Raw genomic sequence first — 19,095 nt, forward strand, 5'->3', positions numbered from 1 at the left:
TACCGTTCTGAACGACCGCAGCCGCCGAAGAGGTCATATCATACTATATCGGAGCCTAGGGAAGTGTTGTTGGCTTGCCCTAAGCTAGAAACTGTCGTTGTTCATTGTCGTCGAAGGGATTGCAAGGTGGGGAACATGACTATGGAAGCAAGTGCTGAGCCGGTCCTCGAACAGGCGGACGGGAAGGTTGCTGCAAAGCCGGTCCGCAGGCGGATCAGGCCCCGTGATGTTCGCTGGATTCGTGCGGCCGCCGAGCTGGCGGGCACCTTCCTGATCTGCGCGGTCATCTACTTGTCATACAGCTTCGGCCAGTTAGTCATGGGCCAGCCCAGCGTGGCGCTGCCGGTTCTGGGAACCGCCCTGACCTACCTGGTTGTGACGGCCATGCTGGGAGGCGTCTCCGGTGGGCACTTCAACCCCGCCGTGACCGTGGCTGCCATGTTCACCTCGCAGATCAGCATGGTGGACGGGCTGATTTACATCGTCGCCCAGGTGATCGGTGCCATTGGCGCCGGTGCGGTCGCTATCGCCCTTATTCCTGTCAGCAAGTCCGTGCCTGACAGGACCTGGCTCATGTTCTCGGTCAACGGCTTTTCCGGCGGTTCGCCCGCTGCAGCCACCCTGAGCCAGCAGCACATCGCATTCGGGGCGCCCATGGCCATCGTGACTGAGCTCATTGGCTGCATAATCGTGGTGGCTGCAGCCATCACCACCCTGCGCTCTGACGGACGCGCCCGTCGCAACCATGCTCTCTATACCGGGCTGGCCTATGGTGTCGGCGCACTGGTCACCTACCCCATCACCTGCTCGGGACTGAACCCCGCTCGTTCCACCGGCATCGCCATCTTCGCGCAGTCCAAGCACATGTCTGTCAGCCCGATCTCACAGCTCTGGCTCTTCTGGATCTGCCCGCTGCTGGCTGCCTCTCTGGTCGCCCTGGTCATTATCATGACCAGCATCATCACCGACAACATGGCTATGCGTGCCATTGGTGCCGCCACTGACGCTCAGCCGGAAGCGCAGGCACAAGTAGATGCTTTTGCTCCCGGTGTCCAGATTCAGGCAGGCGAGGATATGCAGGCCTCCGCTCCGGTTCAAAACCCCGCTGCTGCCGGCACAGCCACCCCTGCAGGCGCCAAAGCCCAGACTGTCGATGTATCGGCGCTATCCGATGTTGATGCTGACGAGGATGCCGTTGCCCCTGTCGAAGCAGGAACCATTCCCGATCTGCAAGTCAAACCCCTTCACACTGCTTCCGAAAAAGAAGACGGTGACGAGGAGCCCACAGACAAACCCGCTGAAGAATGAACTATTGAGGACTGAAAGCCTGAAAGGGGTCACAGAAGCAGCTGAATGCTGAAGTAAGTGACCAGAAGGCCAATGCCCAAGCCGAAGCTGATGAAAGCGTCAAAGGGTACTGACCGCACCTTCCAAGGACTGCGATCCTTGAGAATCAGGCGCAGGGCGCCGCAAACCAGAGCCGCGATGGACACCAGTCCAGTCGCGGCCCAGGTGTACCCGTAGAAAGCAACGAGCGCGGCGACCAACACGACCAGAAAGATGATGCCCTCGCAGACAGGACGGCCCTCTTGAGCCTCTGAGACGAATGGATGGCCTCTACCGGATGTCTTGGGCGGCTGTGAGGGCGCGAGGTCCGGGTTTTCGGCATTATCTGTGTCTGCCATGTTCCCCAGTTTCCGCATTCTCGAGGACCTCCATCTGCCCACTGCACTTGCTCTGCCGGTTCGAGCCTACCAGCGCTGTTGACGCAAAGCGACCGTACCGCCATCGTACTTGGACGATGATGGCACGGTCGCTGTTTCAACAAGGAGTCAGAGCAGCCTGATCAGTTGTTGTGTTGGAAGATCAGATGCTCGTTGGCGAAGGTGTCGAAGCCCAGGCTGTAGAGCTCGCGGCCATAGCCGGAGTTCTTGACGCCGCCGAAAGGCAGCTCAGGCATGGTCACCCAACTGCCATTGATGAAGGTCATGCCGGTTTCGATGCGACTGGCCAGGGCATCAGCGTGGTCGGAGTCTTGGGAGAAGATTACGCCGCCCAGGCCGTAGCTAGAGTCATTGGCCAGATCCACGGCCTCGTCCTCGCTGGCCACCTTGTAGATGGTGGCCACAGGACCGAACATCTCCTGGTCATAGGCAGGGTTGTCACGGTCGATGTCCGTCAGGATAGTGGGGGTGAAAAAGGCCCCAGGCGAATCATAGGGCTTGCTGCCGCAGGCGACCTTGGCTCCGGCTGCCACGGCCCGGTCGACCTGCTTAGCCAGATTGTCACGCGCCGAAACCGTGCACATGGGGGCCAGCGTGGTGTCGGGGTTGTTGGGATCACCCAGAACCATATGCGAGAAGGCGTCGACCATGAGCGAAACGAAGTCGTCGTAACGGTCCTCCATGACGATGAAGCGCTTGGAGGCACAGCAGACCTGTCCGGCATTCATGAGCCTGGCCCCGGGTGCCACTTGCTTGAGGGCATTCCAATCAGCATCATCCAGGATGATGAAGGCGTCGTTGCCGCCCAGCTCCATGGAGGACTTCTTCAGGTGGGCGCCGGCCGACTTGGCCACGGAGGCGCCGCCGCGCTCCGACCCGGTCAGAGCCACGCCAGAGACACGCGGATCGGCGATGGCACGGTCCACCTGGTCATAGTTGATGAAGAGGTTGGTCAGGCTGCCCTCGGGGGCTCCTGCCTTGGTCACGGTCTCTTCGAAAGCCACAGCCGAGCTAGGCACGTTGGAGGCATGCTTGAGGATCATGGGGTTGCCCAGAATGAAGTTGGGGGCAAACACGCGCATGATCTGGTAGTAGGGGAAGTTCCAGGGCTCAACCATGACCAGGACGCCGGTGGCCTGCTTGACATAGTAGGCTTTGCCAGCAGGGTTGTCCAGGGGGACGGGAGCCAGCAGCTCCTCGGCCTGGTCGGCGAAGTAGTCTGCGATGTCCGCGCACAGCTCCACCTCGGCACGAGCCTCACCCACCAGCTTGCCCATGTCCCTGGTCATGTTGGTTGCCAGGGCGTCTTCATCCTGGCGAAAGAGCTTGGCCACCTGGCGCAGTTGCGCTGGACGGTCGCCGGGGCCCTCCTGCTTGCGCCAGGTCTTGTAGAGGTCATGGCCGCGGGCCAGTGCGTTCTCCAGGTCGTCGTCGGTGGCATCTGGATAGGTCTTGATCAGTTGGTTGTTAAAAGGATTGACTGTCTGATAGGTCACAATATCTCCTTCGATTTATGGATGCCCAGTCAGCATCATCGCTGGTCAGTTCATTCAGCATATCACCGCATTGGACCCCGCAGTCAAGGTATTTGTCACAAAACGACATTCGACCGCGAGGTCAGGTTTTATCAGTGGAAGAAGTGGCGGGTTCCTGTCAGGTACATGGTCAGATCGGCATCCTGGGCGGCCTTGATCACCTCGGGATCGCGGATGGATCCTCCTGGCTGCACCACGGCCTTGATGCCAGCCTGGATCAGGTACTCCAGACCATCTGCGAAGGGGAAGAAGGCGTCGGACGCGGCCACTGAGCCCTCGGCGCGCTTACGGCCCTCATCCAGGGTATTGGCCCTCTCGACCGCCAGGTGGCTGGAGTCCACCCTGTTGACCTGGCCCATGCCGATACCCACGGTAGCTCCCTGCTTGGCCAGGAGCACGGCGTTGGACTTGACCGAGCGGATAGCCCGCCAGGCAAAGGTGAGATCATCCATGGTCACCTGGTCGGCGGGGTTTCCGGAGACCAGACGCCAGGTGGACGGGTCGTCTCCCGGGGCGTCGATCAGGTCGGGTGTCTGCACCAGGGCTCCCCCGTCGATGGGACGGATGACCGGACGAGGACGTGGACGGCGTTCCACAGAGAGGATGCGCAGGTTCTTCTTGGTTCGTAGCAGGTCCAGGGCCTCCGGCTCATAGCCTGGTGCCACGATCACCTCGGTAAAGACCGGCTTGATCTGCTGGGCCATGGTCAGGGTGACCGTGCGGTTGGCGGCGATGACCCCGCCATAGGCGCTCATGGGGTCGCAGGCATGGGCGCGGCGGTGGGCCTGGGCGATGTCCGCCCCTACGGCCAGACCGCAGGGGTTGGAATGCTTGACCACGGCCACCGCGGGCAGATCGGCAAAGTCCCATACCGACCGCCAAGCCGCGTCCGCATCCACATAGTTGTTGTAGCTCATTTCCTTGGCTCCCCTTAGGTGCTCTGCCGCGGCGAAGCCGTCCCGGTCCAGCGGATCCAGGTAGAGGGCTGCCTTTTGGTGGGGGTTCTCCCCGTAGCGCAGCTGGCTGGCCAGGCGCCAGGTGCGAGTCAACGCCTGAGCTGGGCCCGGATCGTCAGCTTTGTCCTGCTTGTTGCCAACCCATGTGCGCGCTGTCCACTCGGCGATGGCCGCGTCATAGGAGGCGGTCACCGCGAAGGCTTTGGCAGCCAGACGTCCGCGCTCAGCCAGGCTGAAACCGGTGCCGGAAGCGGTGCGCTCGGCGGCCAGGGCATAGTCGTCCGGGTCGGTGATCACAGCCACGCTAGCGTGGTTCTTGGCAGCGGCCCGGATCATGGCGGGTCCGCCGATGTCGATGCGTTCCAGGCACTGATCAGCATCGGCGTCCTCAAGGACGGTCTGTTCAAAGGGGTAGAGGTTGACCACCACGAGGTCGAAGGGGGCTATGCCGAGATCCTTGAGTTGCTGGGCATGGTCAGGGTCGGTCATGTCGGCCAGCAGCCCGGCGTGGATGTGTGGATCCAGGGTCTTGACCCGGCCGTCAAGGCTCTCGGGAAAACCGGTGACCTTTTCCACCGGAGTGACCTGGACACCCAGATCCTGCAGTGTTTTGGCCGTACTGCCGGTGGAGACGACCTCGGTGCCTGCCTGCCGGAAGGCCGATGCCAAGGCCTCAAGGCCCTGCTTGTGGTAGACCGAGACAAGCGCTCGGTTGATGGTTCGATTCGTGGTGACCATGGAAACTCCTACTCCTATGCTTGAATGCCGAGGCGCCCCGCCACCTTCGGACCTACTTGCCTGGTCTGCGGGTGGACGAAACCTGTCGTGGTGTGTCTGCTCGGTCGGTTGCCTTGGGCTCCTTTCCCACCTGCAGGCGTGATTGGTTGTGTTTTTCCTCGTTCTCCGCCTTGGCGGAAGTTTTTTTGTCAACTGCCTGGCGCAAATAGTTGATCAGAGCGTCCTTGATGATGGCCAGCGCAGCAATGACAAGGGACAGCAACCATACTCCCAGCAGGCCGACCCCCAGGGAGGTCCCGATCATGCGCACGGAGGAGGCTATGGGCACGCCCACCCCGGCCAGTCGCTGACGGCCCAAGGCCCCGTTGGATAGCTGGAAAAGCAGGGCAAGTCCAAGCAGGGTGACCAGCCAGACCAGGACCATGGCCAGGGTTGCCATAAGGAAGCAGACTGCTGTATCTCGGGATCTCAGTCCTGCTTGTCGCACGGCAGCGAGTATTCTGACCCCCCAAGGCCCCGTCAGCAAGAGAACACCTGCGACTACGCCGAACAGCAGGGGTAGGTTGAGCAGGAGCATGCGAACCTCCTGCCTGGAGACCGGCTCTGGGAAAAGCCCAAAGATTGGCAGAGAGGGTAGACTTGAGGCGTGGCCGGACCAGAGGGTGAAGGTGGCCAGCTGGCCTATCTTGAAACCGTCCCCGAAGAGCCAGGAGGCAGCCCAGATAATCAGATTGGGCAGCCATGCCAGGGACGCCAGGCTAGTCGTTACAGCCGAGGCAGTGCCCATACGCGTCAGTTTGAACAGGCGGCCCACGTCTGCGTGATAGAGGGCGATCCAGACAATCAGGGCGATCAAGCCTGCGGCCAGCATGGCAGCCAGGAGCATCAAACCGGCCGTGAGCCCGAGCCGAATGGTCCTGCGGACCTGGATTGGCAGAGCCTCTTTGATTCGTTTGGCAAAAGCCTGTCGGAATGGTTCAGAGCGGGCCCAGGCCCAGCCATAACCCAACAGGAAAACCAGGCTGGTCCGCAAAAGAATGACCGGGGAGGTGTCCGCCTGGATGGTCTGGCTGCCTTGCATGAGGATGAGGCTGCACAGCATCCAGACGACCAGGCCGGCGATGCAGCCGCCGACGGACATGCCCATGCGGCCGACCAGGGTGCGGATCACCCATATCAGCAGGCCAGTCAGCAGCAGCGGGATGATGGTTAGGGTCAGGGCTCCGGCTGTGAATCCACAGCCTTGGGTGAGCAGGGTGATGGTTTCTGTCAGGGCCACGGTGGCCATGGACAGTGATGGCCCGCCCTCCTCAATGGAAATCATGAGCAGGAGCAGTGCCATGCAGGCACCGAGGGCGACGGTGTAAATGAGTATGGCTAGAAAGGCCTCTAGGGCTCCCCGGAGCCATGCTTTCACCCTGTCGGTCATATGATGGCATGCTCCCGCAGCAGGTCGCGGGTCAACCGGGCAGTTTCGCCCGGTGTGGTGCCCACCTTGATGCCGACGGACTCGAGCATTTCCTTCTTGTCTGCAGCCGTGCCCTTGCCGCCCGAGATGATGGCTCCGGCGTGGCCCATCTGCTTGCCCTCGGGTGCGGTGAAGCCGGCGATATAGGCCACGATGGGCTTGGTCATGTGGGTGGAGGCCCAGTGGGCGGCCTCCTGTTCGGCCGAGCCGCCTATCTCGCCGATCATGATGCAAGCCTTGGTTTCAGGATCGCGGTTGAAAGCATGCAGAGCCTCCAGCATGGTGGTGCCCACAATGGGGTCGCCGCCGATGCCCAGGCAGGCGGTGAAGCCGATGGAGGACAGCTCCCCCATGAGCTGATAGGTCAAGGTGCCGGACTTGGAAACCAGTCCCAGCGGGCCTCGACCGGCGATGCCCTGCGGGATGATGCCCAGATCCACACCGACGCCGTTGGGCCGGTCGGACATGGTCATCAGCCCCGGGCAGTTGGGGCCTACGATGCGGCAGCCGCGTTCACTGGCCAGGGCCACGCAGTAGGCGGTATCGGCCACGGGAATGCCTTCGGTGACGACCACGATCAGTGTGATGCCGGCCTCGATGGCCTCGACCATGGCATCTTTGGCGAATCTGGGCGGAACGAAGACCACGGAGGTACGAGCCCCGGTCGCCTGACGGGCGGCTGCACAGTCGGCGTATACGGGTACATGCCGTGCCTGGCCGTCCGGACCGTCGAAGTCAACTGTCGTTCCAGCCTTGCGGGCATTGACCCCAGCCAGGATATTGGTGCCGGCCGCCATCATGCGGGCCGTGTGGACCATGCCCTGGTGACCGGTCATGCCCTGGACCATGACGGGGGCGGCGTCTTCGATGAAGAGGGTCATCGTCCCGTCTCCTTTCCTGCTTGATCGGCCAGGGCCACAGCCTGGTCTGCCGCCTCCTCCATGGTGCGGGCCACCCTGAGCCTAGGTTGCTGGGCCTTGGCCAGGAGGTTCAGTCCCTCGGCAGCCTCATTTCCGTCGAATCGGACCACGATGGGTCGCTCGTCGTCCTGATCCTGCTCGCCCGCAGCGTTTACGGCGGACAGGATGCCCTGGGCCACCTGCTGGCAGGAGGTGATGCCTCCATAGACATTGACCATTACCGAACGGACCTGAGGGTCAGAGAGGACCACGTCCAGGCTGCTGCGCATGACCTCAGGCGAGGCGCCGCCGCCAATGTCGAGGAAGTTTGCGGGTCCAATACGAACGTCCTGTCGGCGTCCTGACCCGGCGACCGCATCCAGGGAACTCATGACCAGTCCTGCGCCGTTGCCGATGACGCCCACCTGGCCGTTCAGATGGACGTAGTGCAGGCCTGCAGCTTTGGCTTTGGCTTCCAGGGGGTCGACCTGCGCCGGGTCTGCGAACCTCTTCCAGCCGTCGTGCCGGAAGGCCGCATTTCCGTCCAGGGAGATTTTGGCATCGAGGGCGTCCAGGTGCTTGGTGGCCTCGTCATCCGGGTCGCCCACCTTGGCCAGAGGGTTAATCTCGACCAGGGTCGCGTCGCTGTCCTGGAAGGTGTGCCACATGCCTAGAAGTATCTGCGTAGCCTGCTCCAGATCCGCATGGTAGAAGCCGATGCGCTCGGCCATGGTGCGGGCAGCCTGCCTGTCGAAATCCTCCAACGGGCCGATGTGCAGGCGCCGGACTGATTCGGGGTGCTCGCGGGCGATGGTCTCCACCTCGGTGCCGCCGCTGGCTGTGGCCAGGACGTCATAGTCCCGGGAGGTGCGGTCCACTGAGATGGACAGGTAGTACTCGTGCAGGATGTTGCGGGCTTCGGTTACCAGGATTCCACTGACCGGATGGCCGTCGATGTTCATGGGCAGGATGGCCTCGGCCAAGGCCACAGCCTGCTCGTGATTCTCGGCTCGTTTGACGGCTCCCGCCTGTCCCCTGTGACCGATGGTGGCCTGGCCCTTGATCATGCAGGGGTAGCCGATAACGTCGGCTGCCTGGCCGGCCTCTTTTGCAGTTGAGGCATAGACGGCCCTGGGCTGGGAGATCCCATGCTCAGCGAGCAGCTGCCTGGCCTGGTATTCGTACAAATCCATGGTGAAGGTCCCCCCAATCGTGCTCAGGCGGGCATGTTCATCAGGCAGCTGACCGGGTAGGCGCCCAGGGCCTTGCGACCGTCCAGACCGTTGAGTTCCATAACGAAGCTGAAACCAGCCACTTGGCCTCCAGCCTGCTCCACCAGACGTGCCGCTGCCTGGGCGGAACCGCCGGTGGCGATCAGGTCGTCAACAATCAGGGCTCGCTGGCCAGGGCGCAGCGAGCCCTGCTCGATTTCGATACGGGCGCTGCCGTATTCAAGGGCGTATTCCTGGCTGTAGGTGGGCTCAGGGAGCTTGCCGGCCTTGCGCATGGGCAGGAAGCCCTTGCCTAGATCGCAGGCCAGCTGGGGGCCGATCAGAAAGCCGCGCGCCTCAAGCCCGGCTACCAGATCGAAGTCCTCTGGCTTGACGGGCAGAGTGCGTTTCATGGCATCGAGGATGATGGACAATCCTCTGGGATCCGACATGGCGGGAATGAAGTCCCTGAAAAGGATCCCCTTCTTGGGAAAGTCCGGAATGGTACGGATCAATGAGATCAGATAAGCGGCGTCATCATCGCCCACCTGCTCAAGTTCTCCAACCTTGATATCGTCCGATTGAGCCATGATCTTCTTTCTGTTTTGCTCCTTGAAAGCGGTTGCCGGGGCCATCATACGCGCGCCGGGTTTCCGCTCAGAGTCAGCCTGACGGAAGGTGTGGCGCGCGTATAAGTTTCAGGACTTGGCGGAAGCCGAATCCGAAGCCTCGGAGGCAACGGACTCTTTAGAGGGGTCAGGATCCTTGGACGCATCCGATTCGTCAGCGTCATCTGGCTTCTCAGCATTCTTGGCCCTGTCCGATTCGTCTTCAGGCTCCGACTTGGATTCGGCCTCACTCTTGGGCTCTTGCTCGGCGGATTCCTTGCCCTCTGAGGCGGCAAAGCTCTGTGCGGCCGTATTGTCGGCGGCGGTGTCTTCACCATCGGCATTATCATCGTCTTCAGCGTCAGTGACCTCGGCGGGGGCATCCGCATCTTCGGACTGGCCCTCCACCTGCGTGGGCAGGGGGTTGCCGTTTTCGTCAACCTCGTCATCGTGGATGTAGGCCGGGACGATGGGCGGCTTGGTGATGGCCTGAATGCGCCAGCGGGACTGCGAACCCTCGGAGTCGATGACTACCTGCTCCTTCTCCAAATCAACGGAGACGACCTTGCCCAGAAGACCGGTTGTGGTGGCTACCTCGTCACCGGGCTGCAGGGACTGGCGGAAGTCCTGGACGGCGGCCTGCTGTTGCTTGCTCTTCCGGGAGCTTCCCCACATCATGGCGATCATCAGGGCAATGATGACGATCATGAAAAGCATGGATCCCATGGTTGTTTCCACTCCTTGTTTTGACGGGCATTAAACGGCGATGTGCATTACTGTGAAGTCAACAGTCTAGAACAGCTTCATGACATCCTCAGGCGGTTTGCGGCCCAGATGCTCCCAGGCCTTGGAGGTGGCCACACGCCCCTTTGGCGTGCGTATCAGGAAGCCTTCGCGCACCAAGTAGGGCTCACAGACTGTCTCGACCGTCTCCGCCTCCTCGCCCACCATGGCGGCCAGGTTGTTCAGGCCCACGGGTCCGCCGTCGAAACTGTTGACGATGGCCTTGAGTACAGCCAGATCCAGGCGGTCCAGTCCCTCGGAGTCTATCTGGTAGAGGGCCAGGGCCTGCTTGACATCGTCAGGGCCGACCTCGGGAAGATCGTGGACTATGGCCCAGTCGCGCACACGGCGCAGCAGGCGGTTGGCAATCCTGGGCGTGCCACGTGAGCGCAGGGCCAGCTGATGGGCAGCGTCATCCTGCAGAACGATGCCTAAGACCTTGGCTGAGCGCTCGACCAGCTTCTCCAGCTCCTCCTCCGGGTAAAAATCCAGGTGAGCAGTGAAACCGAAACGGGCCCGCAGGGGCGAGGGCAACATGCCCTCGCGGGTGGTGGCGCCAATGACCGTGAATCTGGGCAGGGTCAGCGGAATGGAAGAGGCACCGGGGCCCTTGCCGACCATGACATCCACCCGGAAGTCCTCCATGGCGATGTAGAGCAGCTCCTCGGCGGCCCTGGGCAGGCGGTGGATCTCGTCGATGAAGAGCACCTCACCGGCCTCCAGGGAGCTCAGAATAGAGGCCAGGTCGCCGGCGTGCTGAACTGCCGGCCCCGAGGTAACACGGATGGGCACCTCCAGCTCGTGGGCGACGATCATGGCCAGGGTGGTCTTGCCTAGGCCTGGAGGACCTGCCAGCAGGATGTGATCCGGAGCCACGTCCCGCTTTTTGGCGGCCTTCAGGAAGAGGCCCAGCTGGGCCTTGAGCCGAGGCTGCCCGATGAATCCGTCCAGGGTTTCCGGACGCAGCTCCTCGTCGCTGACCGGTTCGCCTTCGATGGGCTGGGCCGAGACCATCCGCAGGGATTCCTCCTGGGCGTCGGCATTTTGGGAATCGATGTACCCCGTAGACAGCTGCTTGTCAGCCATGGGTCAGCGCCCCCTGTCCAGCCGGGTCAGGGCCTGTTTGAGCACCTTGGGAATGTCGGTCGACTGCAGTGGCAGGGTGTAGCCGCCCTCGCTGCAGGTCTGTTCCACGGCCTGCTCGGCATCATGCTGTAACCAACCCAGGGAGAGCAGTCCCTCGACCACCTGGTGGGCGCCATCGTCAGTCCGGGTGGGTCCCTGTTCGCCCCTGCCTGTGTCCAGATCCAGCTTGCCGGAGAGTTCGAGGATGATCTTCTGAGCGCCCTTTTTGCCCAGGCCCGGCGCCCGGGACAGGGCTGCAGCATCGCCATCGGCCACAGCCTGGGCCAGCTGGTCCGAGTTCAGAGTGGCGAGAATGGACAGTGCCACGCGGGGACCGATGCCGCTGACCTTCTGCAACTGGGCGAAGAGGGATTTGGAGGTGCGGCTGAGGAATCCGTAGAGGGTCAGCGCGTCCTGGGTCAGAGAAAGGGCGGTGTAGACGGTGACTGTGGACTCGGCCCGCATGGAGGCCAGATCCGACTGGGGCATGCGTACCTCGAAACCCACCCCCGAAACATCAATCACGGCAGAGCCCGTTTCGATGGCGGCCACCCGCCCGGTCAGCATTGCCAGCATTTGATCACCCCTTGACGGAATCGAACGTCTGTTCGAATCAGCTTACATGTCTCGCTGGACTCCCCGGTGCTTGCCATACTTGGCGGAAGCCTGTGCCCACTGGCGCTGGGCCTGGGTCAGATGCTCTTCGCGCTCCCCGCCCTGAATGGCTCCGGCGGGCCTTAGGGCGTGGCAGATGGCCTGGGCCAGAGCGTCGGCGGCATCTGCGGGTTTGGGCAGCTGGTTAAGACTAAGAATTCGGGCCACCATCCGCTGCACCTGGATCTTGTCGGCTTGGCCGTTGCCGGTCACGGCCATCTTGGCTTCGGTGGGTGTGTGCAGGGCCACGGGGATCCCTCGCTGTGCCGCACCCAGCATGGCCAGTCCGGCTGCCTGTGCGGTTCCCAGCACGGTGTTGTGATTGGACTGGGCGAAGACCCGCTCGATGGATACCACGTCGGGGCTGTAACGGTCCAGTGCGGCCGTCAGCCCCTGGTAGATGGTCAGCAGCCGCAGGTCCTGGCTCTGTTCGGGGTCTGAGCGCACGACGTCCACATGAACAAAGGAAAGCCGGCGCGATGCACCGGCTTCAATGATGCCAACGCCGCATCGGGTGAGCCCCGGGTCGACGCCGAGAACAATCATAAGGTCACTCGTCGTCCAGCTGGGCCATGACCTCGTCGGGCGCTGTCCAGTTGCTGTAGATCTCCTGCACGTCGTCCAGGTCGTCCAGGTTGTCGATCAGCTTGGAGACCTTGCGGGCGGATTCCAAGTCCAAGGTGACCTCGCTCTTGGGATTGAGGACCAGGTCGGCGGAGTCATAGTCCATGCCCGCCTCCTGCAAGGCCTTGCGGACGTTGACCATGTCGCCGGGGGCAGTCAGCACGGTGTAGCTCTCGCCGTTGTCCTGCACGTCCTCGGCCCCGGCCTCGGCGGCCTTCTCGAAGACCGTGTCGTAGTCCAGGCCCTCCGAGGGGACGATAATCTGACCCTTGCGCTCGAAGTTGAAGCTGACTGACCCGTTCTGGGCCAGGGATCCGCCGCCCTTGGTCAGGGTGGAACGGACCTCGGCGGCCGCACGGTTGCGGTTGTCGGTCAGGCATTCGATGATGATGCCCACGCCGGCGGGAGCGTAGCCCTCGTAGACGATAGTCTCGTAGTTGGCTGCTCCGGCCTCCTCGCCCGAGCCGCGTTTGACGGCCCTGGTGATGTTGTCTGCGGGTACGGAGGACTTCTTGGCCTTGACGATGGCGTCGTAGAGTGTGGGGTTGCCGTCGGGGTCACCGCCGCCGGTGCGGGCAGCGATCTCGATGTTCTTGATCAGCTTGGCGAAGAGCTTGCCACGCTTGGCGTCGATGGCTGCTTTCTTGTGCTTGGTGGTCGCCCACTTCGAATGCCCTGACATATGTCTCCTGACGGTACGAATGCGTAAACGAATGGAATTCTAGTTCCGCTCTTCGACAATTTTACGAGTTTTCAGGCCCTTCCGTAGGGGCTTCATCGTAAAGAGAACCAGCCTTCCGGCCTACCAGTCTGCCCAACAGGCCACGGCGATGATCAGGCCGGGCCGCCAGGGCACGGGCATAGACATTTAGAACCTGGTCGGTGACCCGCTCCCAATCGTAGTCGCTGGCCCGACGCATTCCGTGCGAGGCCAGATCCAGGCGGACACTTCGGTCGTCCAGCAGTCCAAGGACCACCCGGGCGCAGTCCAAGGGGTCTCCGTTGGCGAACAGACGCGCGTTGTGGCCGTTCTGGGAGACATCCTTGAATGCTGGCAGGTCCGAGGCCACCACCGGGCAGCCTGCAGCCATGGCCTCGACCAACACGATGCCAAAGCTCTCTCCCCCGGTCTGCGGGGCTACATACAGGTTCAGGCTGTGGTAGAAGGAGGCCTTGTCCTCGTCGCTGATCCGACCCAGGAAGGTGAAGTGCTGGGCCAGTCCGGGATCGACAGTCTCGAGTATTTTCCGGGCCTCCCCTTGGCCGTCTCCCGCACATAGGAAACGGGCTCCCGGCACGCGCTGCAGAATGGCAGGTGCTGCCTGGGCCAGAATCTTGAAACCCTTGCGCTCCTCCTTCATCCGTCCCAGGAATCCGATGGTGGGTTCCTGCTCGCTCCCCTGCCATTCCGGGCGCGGCCGGGCATTGCGCAGGACTTTGGTCTCGATGCCGTTGGGGATGATCTGGCTGGGTATGCCCGGCTCCAGCAGATTCTGGGCAGTCTGCATGGCCGATGGGCTGACGAAGATGGCCTGGCTGATGCTGGCCAGGTACCTCCGCAGGTAGCGCCTGGTCAGCCTCAGGGCCAGAGGCGTCGAATCGAAGGCTGCATGGAAGGTGGCCACATAGGGGCAGGGAACAAATCCGGGCCTCAGAGGCTTGTGGCTCAGGGATGGCACCTCGGGCTCGTGCAGGTGCAGGATGTCGAAGTGGCCCTGTCTGACCCACTGCCGGGTCTTGTGGCCGGCCGCGCCGAAGTAGCTCAGGTTGGCCACGGATCCGTTGTATGGAATGGAGAAGGAGGAGCCGGTGGTGTGCACCCAGAGGGGCATGTCCTGGGTGCGTCGGCCCGGGGCCAGAACCTGCACCTGGTGGCCACGGTCCATAAGATGCCTGGCGAAGTCGCGGATGTGCAGTTGGACGCCGCCCGGGGTCTCGAAGGAGTAGGGCGAGATAATCCCCACCCGCAGAGGCGCCTTGATTGCGGCTCGCTCTGGCTCCTGCTCAGGTCTTTGTTCGGGTGCCTTCATGCCCGTCACCTCCCTTGTTCTTGGATGCCTGGGCCAGGATGAAGTCCGGCAGGTCGTGCATCCGAGAAAGATCCAGATCCTCGAGGAAAATCGGCTGGAGCATGTGCCAGTCCTCGGGATGCTCACGAATGCCCTGGGCCCACTGATCCACCCAGGCCTGTGTCAGAGAGTTGATCGCCTGCTCCCGGGGCATGTCCAAGTAGGGCTCTATGGCGATGGGCCCGTCCACCTGGCATATATAGCCATAGGGGGACTTGGCCTGCCGACGACGCTCCCTCGTCAGCCTTTCCCTGTGCATGTTGACGGTATACAGGGGCAGACGGGCGTCCAAGGCAATGACGGCAGGACCTGCGGCCACGCGAATCCAGGAGTCGAAGGCCTTGGCGAAGACGCCTCGGCGGCTCAGATCACGGTCGGCCAGCAGGGGCACCACCTGGTCCGGCTCCCGCAGCACGGTTGTCAGACGACCGGTGATGTCCGGCTCGCCGGTCAGCAGGATGTTCATGCCCAAGCGGCGACGGATGTCTGCGAAGGTGTTCAACATCTCCTGGTCCCGCAGTCGCTCGGCAACCGTGGTGACCTGGCCGACCGTGGAGCTGGCCCAGAATCCGGCATAGTCCCAGTTGCCCTGGTGGCCCATGCCGATGGGCAGGGAGCACAGGCCGATGTCGCGCTTGGCCGGATCAGGATATGCGCTGCCGCCCCCGTGTATGCGTGCCAGCAATTGCTCCTTGGTGCGGGCACCCACTGTCAGGGCCTCGACAAAGTAGACGAAGTAGGAGCGCATGCCCTGGCGCGAGGTGTGCCGCAGGCTACGACGGTCGGCCTCTGGCATGACATGGGCCAGATTGCGCTCCAGCTGTCTGACGCCGCCCATCCGCAATAGCCAGCAGAGGTCGGCTGCTGCCAAGAAGAGGCCGCGCACCAGCCGCTCGGGCACCAGACGCGCGTGCTGCGCCAGAAAGATGAGCAGTCGGTCCGGCATAGGCTCACTCGTGGTTGGGGTTGGCGGGCTGTGGGTTGCGGCTCATGTCCTTGCCGACGTGGCTGATCCGCTGCCAGACGGTGACGATGCCCAACAAGGCCAGCAGGACCAGGAAGCAGCTGAGCACGGCTAGGGGCAGCCCGGCTCCAGTCAGGGCCATGCCAACCAGGATGATGACCAGCCGATCCGACCTGGTGGCAATGCCATTCTTAGCCTCGAACCCCTCGGCCTCGGCCCGGGCCCGGGCGTAGGAGGTGACGAAGGAGGTCATGATGGCGAAGAGCGCTGCAGCCATGCCAACCTGGGCCCAGATGTCTGGACCCTGGTGGCTGCCATCTGCCACCCAGGCCAGCTCGTGGCGGCGCAGGTAGATGATGACCCCGGTCAGGACGGCCCAGTCGGCTATCCGGTCAAGGGTGGAGTCCAGAAAGCCTCCGAACTGGGTGCCCCCGCCGGTCAGCGCGGCCACGGAACCATCCAGGGAGTCGAAGGCCACCAGGATGGCCAGGACGATGGCCCCGGGCAGGAGCCAGCCGGTGAACCCGGTCACGATGGCGACCAAAGTGGTGCCTACGGCTCCGCTGATCGTGACACCGTTGGCACTCACGCCCAGACGAACCAGGCCGCGGGCGATGGGGGCGATGATGCGCTTCCAGGGGCGCCGTAGATGCTCGAACATCGGTCAGTCCTGACTGCAGGAGGTGTTCGCTCGGAAGTCGTCTGCCGAGTTGATCTGAGCACGGACCTTGATGGCCTCGTTGATCCAGGCGCGGGCCTGCTCCACGGGCACGCCGTTGAGCTGACTGCCGTCGCGGAAACGGAAGGAGACCGCGTTCTTGGAGACATCCTCCTCGCCGGCGATCAGGATGAAGGGGGCCTTGGACTTGGCCGCGTTGCGAATTTTCTTGCCGAAACGGTCGTCGGAGCGGTCGATCTCGCAACGGACCATGTCATCGCGCAGCTCGTCCAGCAGATGCTCCAAGTGGGGGGCGAATTCGTCGGCCACGGGCACGGCTTGCACCTGGACCGGGGCCAGCCAGGCTGGGAAGGCGCCGGCGTAGTGTTCCAGCAGGATGGCGAAGAAGCGCTCAATGGATCCGAAGAGGGCCCGGTGGATCATGACCGGCCGCTGGTGGGAGCCGTCGGCGGCGATGTACTCCAGCTGGAAGCGCTCGGGCAGGTTGAAGTCCAGCTGGATGGTGGAGACCTGCCAGGTGCGCCCGATGGCATCACGTGCCTGGACGGAGATCTTGGGCCCGTAGAAGGCGGCGCCCTCGGGGTCGTCAACCAGTTCCAGCCCGGAGTCCTTGGCCACCTCGGCCAGGGTGTTGGTGGCTTCCTCCCAGACCTCGTCGGATCCGACGAACTTGTTGGGATCCTTGGTGGACAGCTCCAGGTAGAAGTCGTTGAGGCCGAAGTCCTTGAGCACCTTGAGTACGAACTGGAGCAGGTTGGTCAGCTCCCCCTTCATCTGGTCCCGGGTGCAGTAGATGTGGGAGTCGTCCTGGGTCAGGCCGCGCACACGGGTCAGGCCGTGGACTTCGCCGGACTTCTCGTAACGGTAGACGGTGCCGAACTCGAACAACCGCAGGGGCAGCTCCTTGTAGGAGCGTTGGCGGGACTTGAAAATCAGGTTATGCATGGGGCAGTTCATGGGCTTCAGGTAGTAGTCGAAGCCCTGGCGGGTGACCTTGCCGTTGGAGTCCTTTTCCTCGTCCAGGTGCATGGGCGGGTACATGCCGTCCTTGTACCACTGCAGGTGGCCCGAGATCTCGTAGAGGTGGCCTTTGGTGATGTGCGGGGTCTGCACGAAGGAGTATCCGTTGCGCCGGTGCATCTGCCGGGAGTAGTCCTCCATGGCGTTGATGACGGCTGCGCCCTTGGGGTGGAAGACTGGCAGGCCGGGGCCGATTTCATCCGGGAAGGAGAAGAGGTCCATTTCGGCCCCCAGCTTGCGGTGGTCGCGGCGTGCGGCCTCCTCCAGACGGGCGGTATAGGCCTTCATGTCGTCCTTATTGGCCCAGGCGGTGCCGTAGATGCGCTGAAGCATGGGGTTCTTCTCGTCCCCGCGCCAGTAGGCGGCGGCCGTGCGCATGAGCTTGAAGCAGCGGATGTAGCGGGTGTTGGGCAGGTGGGGGCCCCGGCAGAGATCCTTCCAGACCGTGTTGCCCTCGCGGTCCAGGTTGTCGTACATGGTCAGCTCGCCGCCTGTGGCCACCTCGGTGGCCTCTTCGCTGTTGATCTCGGCCTCCTTGGCACCGATCAGCTCCAGCTTGTAGGGCTGGTCGGCCTCCTCCTTGCGGGCCTCCTCCTCGGTGACGACGCGCCTGCGGAAGCTCTGGGAGGACTTGATGATCCGCCTCATCCGCTGTTCGATCTGCTTGAGGTCGTCGGGGGTGAAGGGCTTGTCCACGTCGAAGTCGTAGTAGAAACCATCCTTGATGACGGGGCCGATGCCCAGCTTGACGTCCGGGCGGATCTCCTGGACGGCCTGGGCCATGACGTGGGTGGCCGAGTGCCGCATGATGGCCAGTCCCTGGTCGCTCTCCAGGGTGATGGGCTCGACCTTGTCGCCTTCGTGCAGAGGTGTGTAGAGGTCGCGTGGCTGCCCGTTGAGGTCGACGGCAATGATGTCCTTGTCGTCAGCAAAAAGCTGGACGCCAGTCTGATCCGCCGCCACCTCCTTCCGTTCGCCCTTGACGATGATGGAGATGCTCGACTGTGTCATGAATGCCGTCCTTGCTATCGGAGCCCGCGTTACAGGGTGCAGGCTGGACATGGTTATCGAGCCACAGCCTAAGTCGTCACTCAGACAAGGAGGGGCCTTTGTTGCCCATGGAACGCAGGTAGTCCTCGGCTTCCCGGATCAGCTCTTCGGCGGCCGGCTCGTCCATATGGGCCTGGTCGGCATCAATCTCCAGACGGTGGACGTAGTTGGCCAGGTCGTCATTGCAGCGCAACAGCATTCCGGCCTGGGCCTTCCACTCGGCTGCCTTGCGGGGCAGCTCCCCCTCGTCAAGGTGGACCCCAAGCATGGCCGAGAGTCTTTGCAGCAGCTGCAAGGTACCCTGGGCGCACTCGTCGCTGCCCAGATACTGTGGCACAGATACCCATATAGACTCGGTGCTGTAGCCGTCCTGGGTGGCAAGAGCATCCAGGACGGTGGGGATGCCTATTGGGCCGGAGTGGCCGTCGGTGTCGGTCTTCGGCTGGTCGCCAGCCAGATCGTCGATGGGCAGGGGCCTGGTATGGGGGCAGTCGGCGAACATGGCACCCAGGGTGATGATGGCCTCCGCCTCATCGTCTTCGGCCCAATGAATGCTGCGCCGGCAGAAGTCGCTCCAGTGGTAGTTGGGCTCCGGGCCCATCTCCAGCAGGAGGGTGTGGGTGTCATCAATCTGCACACGGTAGATCTTGGTGGAGGGCCAGATAATCCGCCGCCTACCCTGCACATGGCAGAGCATGGGCCTTGACATCTGGTAGTCGTAGAACCCGTCGCCCGGAATGCTGCCGATCTCGTGGGACTCGTAGACGTTCAACAGGTGGCGGATGACGTTGGTCGAGGCTGAGCACGCATCGTTCCAGCCATCGAAGGCGGCCACCATGGTGCTGTGCTGCCTGGCTTCTTCACTCATACCTCTCACCCTACCGGTAGGAAGCCTTGTATTTCGCGGCTTTGCCGTCAGCGGAGGGTGGCTCTATGACGCGGCGACACGCGCTCTTTGCCAAGTGCGAGGGTCTACGCTACAGTAGTG

At 62.8% G+C, this 19,095-nt stretch carries 18 protein-coding genes; 1 reads left to right on the forward strand and 17 read right to left on the reverse strand.

What is annotated here, in order from left to right:
• Nucleotides 1-135 precede the first annotated feature (135 nt).
• Nucleotides 136-1,308 carry an MIP/aquaporin family protein gene (locus tag GYM67_RS04535; RefSeq protein WP_220237316.1) on the forward strand — a complete coding sequence of 391 codons (1,173 nt, stop codon included), beginning with the start codon at nucleotides 136-138 and terminating at the stop codon, nucleotides 1,306-1,308.
• A 29-nt stretch (nucleotides 1,309-1,337) separates the two neighbouring features.
• Here GYM67_RS04535 and GYM67_RS04540 read toward each other — a convergent pair whose 3' ends face one another.
• The 17 genes from GYM67_RS04540 to GYM67_RS04620 all read right to left on the reverse strand — a co-directional run bounded on the left by GYM67_RS04540 (nucleotide 1,338) and on the right by GYM67_RS04620 (nucleotide 18,975).
• A complete protein-coding gene (locus GYM67_RS04540; protein WP_258561578.1) occupies nucleotides 1,338-1,685 on the reverse strand; it encodes a DUF3017 domain-containing protein in 348 nt (115 codons plus the stop codon).
• Between the two features lie 161 nt (nucleotides 1,686-1,846).
• Complete coding sequence (locus GYM67_RS04545; protein ID WP_220237317.1) at nucleotides 1,847-3,220, reverse strand: NAD-dependent succinate-semialdehyde dehydrogenase; 1,374 nt, start codon at nucleotides 3,218-3,220, stop codon at nucleotides 1,847-1,849.
• Between the two features lie 131 nt (nucleotides 3,221-3,351).
• Nucleotides 3,352-4,953, reverse strand: a complete 1,602-nt coding sequence (gene purH, locus GYM67_RS04550; protein ID WP_220237318.1) for a bifunctional phosphoribosylaminoimidazolecarboxamide formyltransferase/IMP cyclohydrolase — start codon at nucleotides 4,951-4,953, stop codon at nucleotides 3,352-3,354.
• Nucleotides 4,954-5,005: 52 nt separating this feature from the next.
• Nucleotides 5,006-6,382 carry a cell division protein PerM gene (locus tag GYM67_RS04555; RefSeq protein WP_220235819.1) on the reverse strand — a complete coding sequence of 459 codons (1,377 nt, stop codon included), beginning with the start codon at nucleotides 6,380-6,382 and terminating at the stop codon, nucleotides 5,006-5,008.
• A complete protein-coding gene (gene sucD, locus GYM67_RS04560) occupies nucleotides 6,379-7,302 on the reverse strand; it encodes a succinate--CoA ligase subunit alpha (RefSeq protein ID WP_220235820.1) in 924 nt (307 codons plus the stop codon). The genes GYM67_RS04555 and sucD overlap by 4 nt, the downstream gene beginning before the upstream one ends.
• Nucleotides 7,299-8,513: an ADP-forming succinate--CoA ligase subunit beta gene (gene sucC, locus GYM67_RS04565; RefSeq protein WP_220235821.1), complete on the reverse strand. Its 1,215-nt coding sequence runs from the start codon at nucleotides 8,511-8,513 to the stop codon at nucleotides 7,299-7,301. Before sucC ends, sucD begins: the two co-directional genes overlap by 4 nt.
• 23 nt (nucleotides 8,514-8,536) lie before the next feature.
• On the reverse strand, nucleotides 8,537-9,121 hold the full coding sequence (locus GYM67_RS04570; RefSeq protein WP_220235822.1) for an adenine phosphoribosyltransferase: 585 nt from the start codon (nucleotides 9,119-9,121) through the stop codon (nucleotides 8,537-8,539).
• 108 nt (nucleotides 9,122-9,229) lie between these two features.
• Nucleotides 9,230-9,865 carry a preprotein translocase subunit YajC gene (locus GYM67_RS04575; protein WP_220235823.1) on the reverse strand — a complete coding sequence of 212 codons (636 nt, stop codon included), beginning with the start codon at nucleotides 9,863-9,865 and terminating at the stop codon, nucleotides 9,230-9,232.
• 66 nt (nucleotides 9,866-9,931) lie between these two features.
• Nucleotides 9,932-11,008, reverse strand: a complete 1,077-nt coding sequence (gene ruvB / locus GYM67_RS04580; RefSeq protein WP_220235824.1) for a Holliday junction branch migration DNA helicase RuvB — start codon at nucleotides 11,006-11,008, stop codon at nucleotides 9,932-9,934.
• A gap of 3 nt (nucleotides 11,009-11,011) precedes the next feature.
• Entirely contained in the window at nucleotides 11,012-11,623 is a 612-nt protein-coding gene (gene ruvA, locus GYM67_RS04585) for a Holliday junction branch migration protein RuvA (RefSeq protein ID WP_220235825.1), read from the reverse strand.
• A gap of 42 nt (nucleotides 11,624-11,665) precedes the next feature.
• Nucleotides 11,666-12,247 carry a crossover junction endodeoxyribonuclease RuvC gene (gene ruvC, locus GYM67_RS04590; RefSeq protein WP_220235826.1) on the reverse strand — a complete coding sequence of 194 codons (582 nt, stop codon included), beginning with the start codon at nucleotides 12,245-12,247 and terminating at the stop codon, nucleotides 11,666-11,668.
• 4 nt (nucleotides 12,248-12,251) lie between these two features.
• Nucleotides 12,252-13,007, reverse strand: a complete 756-nt coding sequence (locus tag GYM67_RS04595; RefSeq protein WP_220235827.1) for a YebC/PmpR family DNA-binding transcriptional regulator — start codon at nucleotides 13,005-13,007, stop codon at nucleotides 12,252-12,254.
• A 61-nt stretch (nucleotides 13,008-13,068) separates the two neighbouring features.
• A complete protein-coding gene (locus tag GYM67_RS04600) occupies nucleotides 13,069-14,355 on the reverse strand; it encodes a glycosyltransferase family 4 protein (protein WP_220235828.1) in 1,287 nt (428 codons plus the stop codon).
• The gene (locus GYM67_RS04605) at nucleotides 14,330-15,340 is read right to left on the reverse strand and encodes a phosphatidylinositol mannoside acyltransferase (protein WP_220235829.1); all 1,011 of its coding nucleotides are present in this window, start codon (nucleotides 15,338-15,340) and stop codon (nucleotides 14,330-14,332) included. Before GYM67_RS04605 ends, GYM67_RS04600 begins: the two co-directional genes overlap by 26 nt.
• Nucleotides 15,341-15,344: 4 nt before the next feature.
• Entirely contained in the window at nucleotides 15,345-16,019 is a 675-nt protein-coding gene (pgsA, locus tag GYM67_RS04610; RefSeq protein WP_220235830.1) for a phosphatidylinositol phosphate synthase, read from the reverse strand.
• A 3-nt stretch (nucleotides 16,020-16,022) separates the two neighbouring features.
• Complete coding sequence (thrS, locus tag GYM67_RS04615; protein ID WP_220235831.1) at nucleotides 16,023-18,068, reverse strand: threonine--tRNA ligase; 2,046 nt, start codon at nucleotides 18,066-18,068, stop codon at nucleotides 16,023-16,025.
• A gap of 76 nt (nucleotides 18,069-18,144) precedes the next feature.
• Nucleotides 18,145-18,975, reverse strand: coding sequence for a PAC2 family protein (locus tag GYM67_RS04620; protein WP_220235832.1), 831 nt, complete (start codon nucleotides 18,973-18,975; stop codon nucleotides 18,145-18,147).
• Nucleotides 18,976-19,095: the final 120 nt, after the last annotated feature.

This window comes from Bifidobacterium asteroides, from assembly GCF_019469425.1.
In the GTDB taxonomy this organism is placed as follows: domain Bacteria; phylum Actinomycetota; class Actinomycetes; order Actinomycetales; family Bifidobacteriaceae; genus Bombiscardovia; species Bombiscardovia asteroides_I.

Excerpts from the sequence above, each read along its gene's own strand:
- GYM67_RS04535 (WP_220237316.1), top strand. The coding sequence starts at position 136 with ATGACTATGGAAGCAAGTGCTGAGCCGGTCCTCGAACAGGCGGACGGG.
- GYM67_RS04540 (WP_258561578.1), bottom strand. The coding sequence starts at position 1,685 with ATGGCAGACACAGATAATGCCGAAAACCCGGACCTCGCGCCCTCACAG.
- purH (WP_220237318.1), bottom strand. The coding sequence starts at position 4,953 with ATGGTCACCACGAATCGAACCATCAACCGAGCGCTTGTCTCGGTCTAC.
- GYM67_RS04555 (WP_220235819.1), bottom strand. The coding sequence starts at position 6,382 with ATGACCGACAGGGTGAAAGCATGGCTCCGGGGAGCCCTAGAGGCCTTT.
- sucD (WP_220235820.1), bottom strand. The coding sequence starts at position 7,302 with ATGACCCTCTTCATCGAAGACGCCGCCCCCGTCATGGTCCAGGGCATG.
- sucC (WP_220235821.1), bottom strand. The coding sequence starts at position 8,513 with ATGGATTTGTACGAATACCAGGCCAGGCAGCTGCTCGCTGAGCATGGG.
- GYM67_RS04570 (WP_220235822.1), bottom strand. The coding sequence starts at position 9,121 with ATGGCTCAATCGGACGATATCAAGGTTGGAGAACTTGAGCAGGTGGGC.
- GYM67_RS04575 (WP_220235823.1), bottom strand. The coding sequence starts at position 9,865 with ATGGGATCCATGCTTTTCATGATCGTCATCATTGCCCTGATGATCGCC.
- ruvB (WP_220235824.1), bottom strand. The coding sequence starts at position 11,008 with ATGGCTGACAAGCAGCTGTCTACGGGGTACATCGATTCCCAAAATGCC.
- ruvA (WP_220235825.1), bottom strand. The coding sequence starts at position 11,623 with ATGCTGGCAATGCTGACCGGGCGGGTGGCCGCCATCGAAACGGGCTCT.
- ruvC (WP_220235826.1), bottom strand. The coding sequence starts at position 12,247 with ATGATTGTTCTCGGCGTCGACCCGGGGCTCACCCGATGCGGCGTTGGC.
- GYM67_RS04595 (WP_220235827.1), bottom strand. The coding sequence starts at position 13,007 with ATGTCAGGGCATTCGAAGTGGGCGACCACCAAGCACAAGAAAGCAGCC.
- GYM67_RS04600 (WP_220235828.1), bottom strand. The coding sequence starts at position 14,355 with ATGAAGGCACCCGAACAAAGACCTGAGCAGGAGCCAGAGCGAGCCGCA.
- GYM67_RS04605 (WP_220235829.1), bottom strand. The coding sequence starts at position 15,340 with ATGCCGGACCGACTGCTCATCTTTCTGGCGCAGCACGCGCGTCTGGTG.
- pgsA (WP_220235830.1), bottom strand. The coding sequence starts at position 16,019 with ATGTTCGAGCATCTACGGCGCCCCTGGAAGCGCATCATCGCCCCCATC.
- thrS (WP_220235831.1), bottom strand. The coding sequence starts at position 18,068 with ATGACACAGTCGAGCATCTCCATCATCGTCAAGGGCGAACGGAAGGAG.
- GYM67_RS04620 (WP_220235832.1), bottom strand. The coding sequence starts at position 18,975 with ATGAGTGAAGAAGCCAGGCAGCACAGCACCATGGTGGCCGCCTTCGAT.